The sequence below is a fragment of the Aquiflexum sp. genome (assembly GCF_041751335.1).
GTDB lineage: Bacteria > Bacteroidota > Bacteroidia > Cytophagales > Cyclobacteriaceae > Aquiflexum.
On the sequence record NZ_JBGSXS010000071.1, the window covers coordinates 1 to 12,089 of the forward strand.

Below are 12,089 nucleotides of genomic sequence, written 5' to 3' on the forward strand. Positions count from 1 at the left end.
TATTTAAATCTGAATTAACCAAACTAAAATCCTGCGGATTTTAGGTATTAAGTGACACGATCCTTTTATTTTGTACTTTAACCAAACTTTTACCATAAGACTTTCCCCAAGAGATTCTTAATTTTGCTGAGAAGTTTCTTCAAAATTTTAGAATTACCATTAGCTCCATTCAGAATGACGGCACTTCCCCTTCATCCCTTATTCTTTCAGATTCTCGCTTTTCAAATGATTTGCTGAACTGAACACAAAAAAACCTCGTAATCCGTAAATCGTCATTCGTAATTTTTTTTTCCCATATCCTTCCTCCCTCATCCTTTCTCCTTCCATCCCTATCCATCCAACCACTCCTTCAACGCCCCAACCTTCTCCCTACTGACTAAAATATCATTGTCGCTACAATTGCCCAATTTGATTTTCAGGCGGCTATTGGAATAAGTATGGATTTCGGAAATGGCTTCAAAAGAGGAAATGTATTTTCGGTTCAGCCGGAAAAACTTTTTGGGGTCAAGCATTTCTTCCAATTGGTCTAAAGTATAATCCAAAATGTAGCGTTTCGCTTCATAGGTCTGCAAAAAAGTTACCCGCTCTTCACTCATGAAAAAAGCAGCCTCATCAGTCAATACGGATAAGATTTTCTCTCCTATTTTGACCATAAACCTGGATTTATAATCTTTTTTCTGTGGCTGAAGCAGGTCTTGGATTTGACTGAGATCAATGGTGGATTTGATTTTTTGGTTTTTGTATTTGTCTATGGCGCCGGCCAGTTCTTTGGGATCAATGGGTTTAAGCAGGTAATCAACTGAGTTGAGCTTGAAGGCCTTGATGGCGTATTGGTCAAAGGCTGTAGTGAAAATGATGGGAGAACTGACCTTGACCCTTTCGAATATTTCAAAACTCAATCCATCTGCCAATTGAATGTCACAGAAAATAAGGTCCGGGGCAGGGTTGGTTTGCAACCATTCGACTGCCGAAGTAATGCTGTCCAAATGTCCAAAGATATTTGCCCAGGGAAGCAATTCCAAAATGAGCTGTTTAAGCCTATTGGCTGCCGGTCTTTCATCTTCTATCAAAAGTATGTTCATGCGCCGTTGAGTTTTAGCAGGGGAAGTTCTACTATAAATTCCTTTTCTGTTTCTTTGATTTTTGGAATGTGGTCACTTAACAGGGCATAGCGTTTTTGTATATTGGGCAATCCTATACCGGTTTTCGAATATTCTTTGGTCAATTTCGGCTGAAGAATATTGCGCACAATTAAATTGTTATCTGTTTGTTCTATCATGATTTTAAGTGGTTTCTCCAGACTTGCAATATTGTGTTTGATGGCATTTTCCAATAATAGCTGAAGTGATAATGGCGGAAGGTAATGCCCTTTTAGCTGATGTACGTCGATAAAATATTCCAGACTTCCTTCAAATCTGATTTTTTGCAGGTTCAGGTAGTTCTCAGCAAAGCCAATTTCCTTATCCAATCCCACCAATTCCTCTTGCTGTACTTCAAGCACATAGCGGTAGATTTTGGACAATTGTTGGATAAATTCTGCGGATTTGTCAGCACTTTCATAGACAAGATTACTCAGTACATTGAGTGAATTAAATAGAAAATGTGGGTTCAATTGATCTTTAAGTGATTGGTATTGACTGGCAATCTGCTCGGATTTCAATTGTTCTGCCTCTATTGCTGCATTCCTCCATTCATATAGCCAAGAGCGGGCGGTGAAAAAAGCCATAAAGCTCAGACCGATTATGATTGGTGTTTTAGTATATTGAAGTAGGGCTTTCCAGGGAATATTTGATAATTCAAATTGACCTTTGAGATAGACTACAATAAAGACAATGATAAAGCTGAAAAAAAAGCAATAAAAAGAGTACGCCACGCCTGTTACCAACAACCTCGCCATTGGATATTTTACCCAAGGTAACCGACTGTCGAGCAAGGTATCAGTCCAATAACCCCCAAAACTCAAAGTACTGGATACAAGAAAAGAGAATAAAAAGTCCGGGAAGATATTTTTAAGGCCTTCAATGGAAGTAAAACAATTGGGGCAGAACAATAACATTAAAAACAATGCTATCGAAAAGTTCAATAAAACAAACCTCCACAATGATGAAAAAATCCGATCTGAACTATATAAGTTTTTGTGGAGCATGTTGGTGAAGGTTTTGATTTCCGAAGTGATAAATTTTATTTCTATTAAATCATTCAAGAAAGAACAAGACCAAAGGAAAGGAATGCCCCCACGCAATTTAGCAAGCAATGGGTTAAGATTGCCAATCTCAAGTCTTTGGTCTTCCAAACAAGATAAGTCATCGGGAGCAGTGCGGCTATCAAGGTCAAATATATATAAGGCTGCCAAAGATGGTAAAGAGAAAATAAAACTGTATTGACAACAAATGCCCATTTCCCCCAAACTTCCATCCTGGGCAACAAATAACCACGAAAATAAAATTCTTCTATTACTGGTGCCAGAATACCGTTTAGAACCAGATTGATAATCAGCGTGATTTTTATAATGTCCTTAGAATATCCTTCAAAATCCTGAACCGTGTACCAGTCCGGCAACCAGAAAAAAACATGTTCTGCGAGGAACAGGTCTATAGGTTGGAAAAGTCCCCACATCAAAAAAGCAAAAACCAAAAGTCCAAAGCTATACAAGATCAATTTGTCTGTTGGTAACTTTTCCCGAAACCCATTTAATTGAATTATTTTAGTTCTGTTTTCACCTTTTTGTGCCTGAATCAAATGAAATATAAAAACAGGTACTGCTACAAACACAATGCAAACCATCATACTCAGTTGGGGTGGGAAACCATTTCTGACCATTATCGGAGTTATCAATACAAATCCAAGGGTGATCAATATCCCTGGATATAGATGGAATAAGATGCTCTTGTATTTGCTGAGTTGCTCCATGGAATTAGTGGTTGTTAAAGCTAAAGAATGAGGAAATTCTTTCCAAAAATTCAGACCTGCCAGGTTTTCAAAACCTGGCAGGTCTGATCTGCTACTGACAATTCTGTTTGATCTGAAGTGCCATTTCTTTTCCCCAAGTAGGCAGAAAAGTCCCATCCTCTTTTGTATCAGCTTCTTTTTCAAACAATTCCAAACTTGCATTGATCAATCCACAGCCCTTTTCTGGACCCTGTCCAAAAAACTGGGCCATTCCCAACTCCATCTGACCCAGCATCATAATTGCCCGCGGGTTTTGTCTGTTGAGTTCAACAGCTTTACCAAAGGTCTGCATGGCTAAACCGGACAAATGCTGTCCCCTGGAACCGGGATCAACGGCCAATTCACCCATTGTAATAAAACCTTGCAAGGCCACAATTTCTGAATTATTTGAAGAAATTTTGACAGCCTTATCCACATGCTTTTTGGCTTGGTCAAAAAGTGGGTCCTTGACGTTTGCCCCACCTTCACTTCTAAATCCGGCATTGGCCAAGGCAAGAGCTGCATAATATTCCGGTAGCCATTCCTCCGGCATCGTCTGGGCAATTCGGGCAAAGCCATTGGCAACCTTTTTTAGGTCTTCGGGACTGACAGCGGTTTTCATATTTTGTAGCTCTTTGAGCATGGCTTTTTCATAGGCTTCATTGGATGCTTTTGTCATTAAAGAAATCAGCATCATCACAATAATGGCAAGACTGTATTTTTTCATGGTTTTTATAGTTTATAGGTTATTTAAATTGTTTGCGTTTTTGTCTTTTGAAATCGTCAGGAAGATTCCCAAAAAAAGAAATCTTGGCGCCTGAAGTCGTATTGGGTTTCCTTCATAAAATTCGTTCTCATTGGGCTCATTGGCATATTGGTAGCCGAAAATGTTGTCCCTGCCCAAAACATTGGAACAGGCCAAATGGATGATCAGGTTTGGTTTGGCCAGATAGCTCCAGCCCAAACTCAAATCCTGAAAGCTTTTGGTCTTTGAATTCATCTGCCCTAGTAGGTTTGGGTTCTCATAAGTATAACCATCATTGGCACTCAGAGAAATTCCCAATTGTGATTTAAGAGAGGAAATAAAATGCTTGACCACTATCGAACCATTGTGGCGGGGAGCGAAGCCAGGCTGTACCATTTCGGTGAAATGGGCGAACTTTCTCCTGCTGTCCACAAAGCTGTAGGTAACCCAAAAGTCAGTGTTCTTGAAGCTCTTTTGATCCCTATAAAATATATCCATCCCACGGGCATAGCCTTCCCCGTTTTGCTGAATGTTGTCAAATCCCAAAGGCATTGGAAATAATTGGGCCACTTCATAGGTAATGAGTTTTTTATAGTCCTTGTAGAATGCTTCTGCCCGAACAGTCCGGCCATTTTTGACCAGAAAGTAATTCAGGATCAAATGGTCCGCTCGGGTATTCTGCATGCTTTGATCGATGATCCTTAATGTCTCAACAGGCATTTGACTAAACTGTCCTGCTGCCAATGAAAGCTGTCCTTCATGGTCGAATTTATAGGCCAAAGAAATCCTGGGATCTAACCAACTTTGACCGGCCAAAGAACTATGTCCTGCCCTAATTCCTCCTCGAAATACCAGCCTGTTGTTGACATAATAATCAGCTTCTGAAAACAGGATGGTCTGATGGTCATTGTAATCCCTTTTCAAATCTTCTGAGATCAAAGCTTCTTCATAATTGAACAAGTAGGACTCAATACCGGTCTTCACTGAAAACTTCTCCGAAAAACCTTTGATCGTAGTCAGTTTGCTGTGGAACAATTGATTTTGGTTTCTCATCTCCATCTGACCGATGTCAAATTTGTCCACATTGTTTGAATAAGAAACCCCACCGTAATAACTCCAATCATTTTCTCCTAATTGTTTGAATGATGTTTGGGCAAAAGTGTATTGGTTTTGTACACCTACCAATTGGCCACGTTCATCAGAACCAGGCATAGGTTGCCAGATTTTCATTCCGCTCGCTTCTGTATGTGCATAAGCTTTTATTACCCCGTTTATACCCCACTTTTGTCTGCCTGAGATCTCAGCATCCCATCCATAAGGTGCCCTTTCCCAATCAAAGTTTTGCCTAATCATTGCTTGGTAGGGAGATAGGTCAAAGTAGTTGGCGGAAGCTGTTAGGCTGTTTTTTTCTCCGGCCAAAGTTTGTGTATAACCTCCACCAACAGACATAATGCTGATATCACCTTGATTCCTCACAGGAAAATCCACCGTGTTCAGAGCCAGAGCAGACGAAAGTGCCTGGCCATATTCTGCCGAATAACCTCCTGTACTGAAAAATGAACCCTTGAATAAATTGGGATTGAAACGTGTCCTAGTGGGCACATTTGAAGCAGTGGTCCCAAATGCATTGCCTACTTTAAGTCCGTCTATGAAAATGGCTGTTTCGGTCGCATCACCTCCACGTACAAACAACCTTCCGTCATTTCCCACATTGGCTGTTCCCGGCAAAGTCTGAAATGCCCCGATGATGTCCCCCATCGCAGCAGGCACCGTGACAATATCGACAGGTCGTAATACCACGGCTCTTTTTTCATCCGAAGCCTCCATAGCCCCTGCGGATATGGTCACGGCAGTCATTTCATTGATGGCTTCTTTTAAAATGGGATTTAAGGTCTGAGGGGTTCTATCAAGCATCACCTCAAATTCCTGGGATTTGAATCCCATTGATTGAAAAACCAAGGTAAAAGTTCCTTCTTCATCCGTTTCCAAAATATAGGTTCCATCAATTTCAGAAGAAGTGCCTTCAAAAGTTCCTTTTAGAAAAATATTGACCCCGGGTATTGTCACACCTTTTTGATCCTTGACGACACCATTTATGGTGGTCTGGGCCAATGCGGAATTGACTATAAAGATCAAACAGATTGCAAAAATTGTTTTCATGACAATAATATTTGATCCAAAATTGGGTCGAAATCAGCGGTGAAAAAATTAAAGTTGACTGAAGTGTGGAATAGGGGGACTGAAGTGTAGGTAGTTGATGACGGGTGTCCGATGACCGATGTTTAGGTAACAGTAGACTAAAGGGTGCTCGTCATTCTGAATGAGATGTTCAAAAGTCAGATTTTTTTGAAGAATTTTTCAGCGAAATGAAGAATCTCTTTTGGGTAGTTAGAAGCCATAAATCTGGGAGAGATTGAATTCCGCAAGTGTATTTGCCTCCGGGGAGTCTTCATTGTTGATCAAAATTCCCCAACTATCACAAATTGATAGACAATACCTGAATTATTGATTTAATTACTGTCAAAATCCAAAGACCTATGAAATACCTGATCACATTATTTGGCCTCTTGCTAATGCAGATTGCCATTGCCCAAGATGGAAAAGTTGGCATATTCAGCCATAGCAAAGACATTGGAAATCCCAAACTTAAGGGAAAAACGGTCTATGATAAGGAAACCCAAACTTACCATCTTCAAGGAGCCGGATATAATATCTGGTTTGAAAGGGATGAGTTTCATTATGCATTTGACAAAATAGAGGGAGATTTTATTTTAACTGCTAATTTTGAATTTGTAGGTGAAGGAGTTGACTTACACCGAAAAGTCGGATTGATGGTGAGGGAATCTGAGGATGAGAATGCTGCCCATATCACCGCAACACTACACGGAGATGGTTTGACAGTTTTACAATGGAGGGAGATGAAAGGGGCATTTATGCGGGATCCGGAGGATGAAATTTTTGCTCCAAAGAGCCATTACTCCATCCTGCAATTGGAGCGAACCGGAGATGAATTTATCATGCGGGCTGCCCACTCCGGTGAACCACTACAAGTAATCGGTTCCCATAAAATGTCGGTAATGAGAAACGCAGTTTTGGCGGGCATCTTTATCGGTTCGCACAATGAAGATGTATTGGAAGAAGCGAAAGCTTGGAATGTAAGATTAGACAAGCCTGCTGTGGCAAATTACAATCCCGGACAAGAAGGATACCTGGGGTGTAGACTGGAAACCATGAATGTTTTTACAGGAGTTAGAAAAGTCATTTTTGAAAAAGATGGCCGCTTTGAGGCGCCTAATTGGATGCCGGATGGGAAAAAATTATTGATCAATATGGATGGGGCACTTTATAAAATCCCTGTAGAAAAAGGAAATTTAGAAAAACTCAATACTGGATTTGCTGACCGAAACAACAATGACCATGGGATTTCATTTGATGGGAAAATGCTGGCCATTAGCCATCAAAGAGAAGGATATCCCGGTTGGGGATCGACGGTATATGTGCTACCTTTGGAGGGTGGCGAACCGACATTAGTCACTGAAGAGACACCTTCTTACTGGCATGGATGGTCGCCTAATGGCAAAGAAGTGCTATATGTGGCTTCCCGAGGCGAGAAGAAAACGTACGACATTTATAAAAAAAATATCAAAGGAGGGGAAGAAGTGGCTCTGACCAATACAAATCTAGGGGAACATGTAGATGGCTGTGAATATTCCCCTGATGGGAAATACATCTATTACAATGGCAGTAAATCCGGCACCATGCAGATTTGGAGAATGAAACCGGATGGGTCCAATCCGGAACAACTGACTTTCGACGAAACCAACGATTGGTTTCCCCATATTTCTCCTGATGGTAAATGGATGGTTTATATTTCCTTTCCTGAAGATATTCCCGTGAATGATCACCCTTCCTACAAAAGAGTTACCCTAAAAATGATGTCCACTTCAGGAGGTGCACCAAGGGTCGTTGGATATTTATATGGTGGACAAGGGACTATCAACGTGCCTTCTTGGTCCCCCGACAGTCAGTCGATCGCTTTTGTCAGTAATTCAGGGAGAAACCTTTGAGTCCGCCGCGGCGGACTCAAAGGGTTTTTTTGAAAAAGCTTTTTCCTTGAAGAATAAGGGTCTGTTTAAAGAACAAAACCTTTGAGGTTTTTTATCAAACCTCGAAGGTTTAGAGTCTTTTGACTGAACTCCTAAGCTTTTAGAAAATTTCTTAGAAGAAATATTTTACCACATAGTCCATGTAGCTCACATAGAAAATTTAAGATTTTTTTTAAAGCTTAAGTTGGCTATTGGACAGAAGAACTATGTGCTCTATGATTCTATGTGGTGCTTGAAAGGGGCAACCTTAACCCATGAGTCCACCGTGGCGGATTCGTTGGTTTTTTAGGGTTTAAGCAAGATTTTTTCAGGAAAACTTAGTCTTCGTGAATAGGGGTCCGTTTACAGAAACCTTTGAGGTTAAAAAAACCTCAAAGGTTAAAGTGCTCCTATTTAAGGTTCAAAACCTTCGGGGTCAAAAAAAGACCCCAAAGGTTATAGACCGAAAAGGTTTACTGTCCGACAAAGAAGACTGCGTTGGAGATCAAGAGCTTGCCGCTTTCCCAGAAGGAACGGAACATTGGGTTGTCGGCCATGTAGACGATTTGTCCTCTACCTTGATTTTCCACACCGTAGACCATGGATTGGGCCATTTTGGGTTTGATTTTATTTCCGATGTATCCGAATCTATATGCCTCATTATTTGGTATAATTCCTACATTGACACCTTTGTCAAGGTAAGCGTATCGGGAGTCATTGTTTTTAAGAGTATAGAACTTTCCGCCCAATCCAAATCCAAGTGGATGGGATTCATCGATTTTCAATTCGTAAATCGCACCTGCCGCTGATGTGGAAATCCCCATTCTTTCTCGTTCCTGATAGGGCTCCAATCTTTCTACATTCTGGATTTCTTTCTCCTCTTTTTCGGCCGCTTTTTTCTCTTCCTCAGTATCATACCTGCTAAGGTCAAATCCGTCTTTGTCAGCAAAAGTATTCAATGCATTTTCAAATGCGATGAGTTTTCCACCTGCTTTTACCCATTCCATCACTTTTTTGATGTTATTTTCAGATATGGAACCACCTCGGCTCGAGGGCATCAAAATGACATTGTATTTGCTCAAATCAAACCTTGCTAGGTTGTTGGCATCCAAAATACTGATTGGATAGTCAAGTTCCTGCTCAAAGAAATACCAAAGTTCCCCAAAGTTCAAAGAAGAAACCGCGTCACCACCCAAAAGTGCCACTTTAGGCGCAACGATTGCTTTTACATCAGAGGAACCAAAATCTTTTCCTTTGTCCACATAGGCGGTGTTGGTTGGATTTAAGTTGATTTCAAATTTGTTTGCGGCACTTACCACTTTTTGGTCATAATCTGATAAATATTGATTGCCATTTCTATGGATAATCAAGGTTCCGGATGGATAAATTTTCCCTTCCATTTCAAAGCTATATTCTGCAAATCTTACGCGGATTTTTTCATTTAATAGGGCTGCCAAAAATTGTGGATGCTTTGTAGCATTCCAAGAAACAAGGTATGCCAATGGATTTCCATCGACAGAATTTGCTTTAAATGCTGTTTTTTCAAATTTCTTGGCAGCATCCAATTTTGTCTCAAGCCCATATGCCTGTACACCATAGGAATAGGGCAGCGCCCAACTCGTGATATCATAAGTGATACTATCCTGAAGTGTTGCTTCCGGCTCAAATAAAACCTGGGTCAACACGGACTTTGGTTGGTAAGCATTGACGATGATGTCCTTGTCAGTAGTGGAGAAGGTGGCGGATTTTCCACTGGAATAATCAAGACCTTTCAATCCTGAACGGTTACCCGCAAATCCATATTGGATTTTGTTTTTGTCCAAAAGTTCCAAAAGTGCATTCACCCTTTCCGGATTTTGGTCTCCCTTAATGACGAAGCTTTTGTATTTAGCCCTTGGGCTGCTGCTATTGGATTTGAAGTAATTGGCAAACTCATCTGTTAATTTAGCAGCATTTTGGGCCGTGACTTCCACTGCAGAAATACCTGCCACATGTTGATGTTCTATTCTTTCTTTTAAGGTAACAGTATCGCCAAGGGAATTTAACATACCCAAACCTGCACGGCCCGAACCACCTTTTTCGATCGTCATCCCTATGGCTCCATTATAGGTTGGCCAAGTATCTCCATAAGCCGGATAAAGCAGGTCAAATCTTTCTTTGGTAAAATAAAACCATCCCTGCTCGTCAAACTTGGCGGCTGTATTTTTGCCGTATAGCGTTTGGAATTCAAATTGGAAAGGAGAAAGTTGCTCATGTATAGGCTGTGCTGCAGGAGCGAAATAAAACGGAGAGTCAATTCCTTGCTCATTAAAGTCCACAAAAAGATGTGGCATCCACTCGTGATAAAGTTCGATACGCTGTACCGTTTCTTTCTGTGTCTGCCAAGCCCAATCCCTGTTCAGGTCCATTAAATAATGATTAGGCCTTCCTCCCGGCCAAGGTTCAAAGTGCTCCATGGACTGTGGGTCAGGTTGTAATCTTGAGTTTTGCTTTTGGTTGTACCAAATGGTGTACCTGTCTTTTCCATCCGGATTGGCGCAAGGGTCAAGGATCAACACTTGGTTTTGCAGCCATTCTTTGGATTGGTTATTGGATGGATCAGCAATTTGCCAAAAAGTAGTCATCGCGGCTTCAGTAGCCACAGCCTCGTTACCGTGTACATTGTACTGCATCCAATTCAGAGCAACTTTGGTGGATGGGGTTCCATCTATCATTCCAGTTCTCTTGAGGTTGTCCAACCGGATATTTTCCAGATTGCCCATGTTTTCAGGTGTGGATACGATGGCTATAAAAAGCGGTCTGTTTTCATAGGTTTCCCCATAATAAACCAGTTTGACATTGGGCAGTGATGCCGCCAAATGCTCAAAATAATCCACTATGCGGTGATGTGGAGTAAATCGGTCTCCCATTTTGTAACCCAGAAATTCCTCAGGGCTTTTTTGGGCAAAGGTGGTTATTGCCATAAAAAGGGCAAGAACCAAGCAATATATTTTTTTCATAGAATTTGATATTTGAGTCGGAAAGTTAACAGTAATTGCCAAACCCTCCAAGGTATTTGAAGTGGAGATGGATGGATTGGGTGATGGTTGGTGGTTATGCCGGAATTGAATGGGATGACAGAATAACGCCCGCATACAATAACTTGAAGAGAAACGGAACAGTAAAGGCATGTGGAATATGAATGTCTCTAATAATGGCTAAGTGCACTTAAACATGGAGAAAGCTGAAAGTCCAAGCAGATGGAACATCCTTAGAGATTTACGGGTTTTTAAAAATTTTACATAAGATAGTTAGACCAATATTTAACTTTTTATACAAAAAAATACAATTCAATTCCATGACTTTTTGAGCCAAATCGATTATATTATTGAGCCACAATTAAAAAGTGATATGCAGGCCAAAGTGAAACAGATATATCAATGAAGAAAGACACAGAAATAAAAGTTTTTGAGGATAAAACAGTCAGAACACTCTGGGATGAGGAAAATGAAAAATGGTATATGTCTATAGTAGATGTTATTGCTGTTTTGACGGAAAGCCCTAATCCTCAGGTATATTGGCGAGTTTTAAAAAAAAGGCTAAAAGATGAGGGAAATGAAACCTTTACAAATTGTAACGGTTTGAAAATGCCTGCTCCTGACGGTAAAATGAGACTAACAGATGTAGTCGATACCGAACAACTTTTTCGCTTGATACAATCCATCCCATCTCCAAAAGCAGAACCATTTAAATATGAAAGACAATCCTGAGGACTTACAGAATTTCTTAGACGGAATTCCTGATAAGTTCGATATTCTGGAAGAGGGAGTCGACCTTCAAACACAAAAAGAATACCTTGACTATTCCCATTCATTTGACCTTGGCGAATTGACCGAGGCAGAGACCATCAATTTGGGCAACATACTCTGTGATAGCCGTACGGAAATAGAAGGAAAGAAAAAGGCAATGACGCTGTTAGCTCATCTGGGGACAATTACTGCATACCGACAAATTGAGAGATATTACCTGCATCCCGACAATGACCTTAGAAAATGGGCAGTTATGGCATTACAAGAATGCAGAATGCTCCTTGAAAGCATGTTGACAGATGAAAACACAGGCTTTATTATTAGTGGATTGGGTGGACAAAAGGACAAATTGAGATTTTACTTTCTCATGCTGCCAGTTTCGGACAAACCCTTTACCACTGCACAAAAGAATATAATAAAAGAGCAGGTAAACCTTGTGGCCAAAGACTTAAACTGCATTGTTGAAACCGTAGATCCGGCAGACAAATTTGTCGGGCTGACCGTGTTGGTGCCAATGGACGTTGCCGTGGGAACATTCATTGA

The 12,089-nt window shown here is 40.7% G+C and carries 10 protein-coding genes; 4 read left to right on the top strand and 6 right to left on the bottom strand.

Going from position 1 to position 12,089, the window contains the following annotated elements; all coding sequences use genetic code 11:
• Positions 1-329 precede the first annotated feature (329 nt).
• From ACEW8U_RS04290 to ACEW8U_RS04310, 5 genes are all read right to left on the bottom strand, one after another.
• Positions 330-1,082: a LytR/AlgR family response regulator transcription factor gene (locus ACEW8U_RS04290; protein WP_373520799.1), complete on the bottom strand. Its 753-nt coding sequence runs from the start codon at positions 1,080-1,082 to the stop codon at positions 330-332.
• Positions 1,079-2,146 carry a sensor histidine kinase gene (locus tag ACEW8U_RS04295; protein ID WP_373520800.1) on the bottom strand — a complete coding sequence of 356 codons (1,068 nt, stop codon included), beginning with the start codon at positions 2,144-2,146 and terminating at the stop codon, positions 1,079-1,081. The genes ACEW8U_RS04290 and ACEW8U_RS04295 overlap by 4 nt, the downstream gene beginning before the upstream one ends.
• Positions 2,147-2,199: 53 nt before the next feature.
• On the bottom strand, positions 2,200-2,910 hold the full coding sequence (locus ACEW8U_RS04300) for a CPBP family intramembrane glutamic endopeptidase (protein ID WP_373520801.1): 711 nt from the start codon (positions 2,908-2,910) through the stop codon (positions 2,200-2,202).
• Between the two features lie 91 nt (positions 2,911-3,001).
• Positions 3,002-3,655 carry a hypothetical protein gene (locus tag ACEW8U_RS04305; RefSeq protein ID WP_373520802.1) on the bottom strand — a complete coding sequence of 218 codons (654 nt, stop codon included), beginning with the start codon at positions 3,653-3,655 and terminating at the stop codon, positions 3,002-3,004.
• 12 nt (positions 3,656-3,667) lie between these two features.
• Complete coding sequence (locus ACEW8U_RS04310) at positions 3,668-5,833, bottom strand: carboxypeptidase-like regulatory domain-containing protein (protein ID WP_373520803.1); 2,166 nt, start codon at positions 5,831-5,833, stop codon at positions 3,668-3,670.
• 377 nt (positions 5,834-6,210) lie between these two features.
• On the opposite strand from ACEW8U_RS04310, the gene ACEW8U_RS04315 reads away from it, so the two are divergent.
• On the top strand, positions 6,211-7,740 hold the full coding sequence (locus tag ACEW8U_RS04315; protein ID WP_373520804.1) for a TolB family protein: 1,530 nt from the start codon (positions 6,211-6,213) through the stop codon (positions 7,738-7,740).
• A gap of 491 nt (positions 7,741-8,231) precedes the next feature.
• Here the strand turns inward: ACEW8U_RS04315 and ACEW8U_RS04320 are convergent, their stop codons facing one another.
• On the bottom strand, positions 8,232-10,757 hold the full coding sequence (locus ACEW8U_RS04320) for a M14 family zinc carboxypeptidase (RefSeq protein WP_373520805.1): 2,526 nt from the start codon (positions 10,755-10,757) through the stop codon (positions 8,232-8,234).
• Between the two features lie 56 nt (positions 10,758-10,813).
• Here ACEW8U_RS04320 and ACEW8U_RS04325 point away from each other — a divergent pair, with 56 nt between their 5' ends.
• The 3 genes from ACEW8U_RS04325 to ACEW8U_RS04335 all read left to right on the top strand — a co-directional run.
• Positions 10,814-10,939 (top strand): hypothetical protein, encoded by a 126-nt coding sequence (locus tag ACEW8U_RS04325; RefSeq protein WP_373520806.1) that lies wholly within the window; start codon positions 10,814-10,816, stop codon positions 10,937-10,939.
• Between the two features lie 238 nt (positions 10,940-11,177).
• Positions 11,178-11,507, top strand: coding sequence for a Bro-N domain-containing protein (locus tag ACEW8U_RS04330; protein WP_373520807.1), 330 nt, complete (start codon positions 11,178-11,180; stop codon positions 11,505-11,507).
• Positions 11,491-12,089: hypothetical protein (locus ACEW8U_RS04335; RefSeq protein ID WP_373520808.1), on the top strand; the 599-nt coding region annotated here is incomplete at its 3' end. The genes ACEW8U_RS04330 and ACEW8U_RS04335, both read left to right, overlap by 17 nt.

Excerpts from the sequence above, each read along its gene's own strand:
- ACEW8U_RS04315 (WP_373520804.1), top strand. The coding sequence starts at position 6,211 with ATGAAATACCTGATCACATTATTTGGCCTCTTGCTAATGCAGATTGCC.
- ACEW8U_RS04330 (WP_373520807.1), top strand. The coding sequence starts at position 11,178 with ATGAAGAAAGACACAGAAATAAAAGTTTTTGAGGATAAAACAGTCAGA.
- ACEW8U_RS04290 (WP_373520799.1), bottom strand. The coding sequence starts at position 1,082 with ATGAACATACTTTTGATAGAAGATGAAAGACCGGCAGCCAATAGGCTT.
- ACEW8U_RS04300 (WP_373520801.1), bottom strand. The coding sequence starts at position 2,910 with ATGGAGCAACTCAGCAAATACAAGAGCATCTTATTCCATCTATATCCA.
- ACEW8U_RS04310 (WP_373520803.1), bottom strand. The coding sequence starts at position 5,833 with ATGAAAACAATTTTTGCAATCTGTTTGATCTTTATAGTCAATTCCGCA.
- ACEW8U_RS04305 (WP_373520802.1), bottom strand. The coding sequence starts at position 3,655 with ATGAAAAAATACAGTCTTGCCATTATTGTGATGATGCTGATTTCTTTA.
- ACEW8U_RS04295 (WP_373520800.1), bottom strand. The coding sequence starts at position 2,146 with ATGCTCCACAAAAACTTATATAGTTCAGATCGGATTTTTTCATCATTG.
- ACEW8U_RS04320 (WP_373520805.1), bottom strand. The coding sequence starts at position 10,757 with ATGAAAAAAATATATTGCTTGGTTCTTGCCCTTTTTATGGCAATAACC.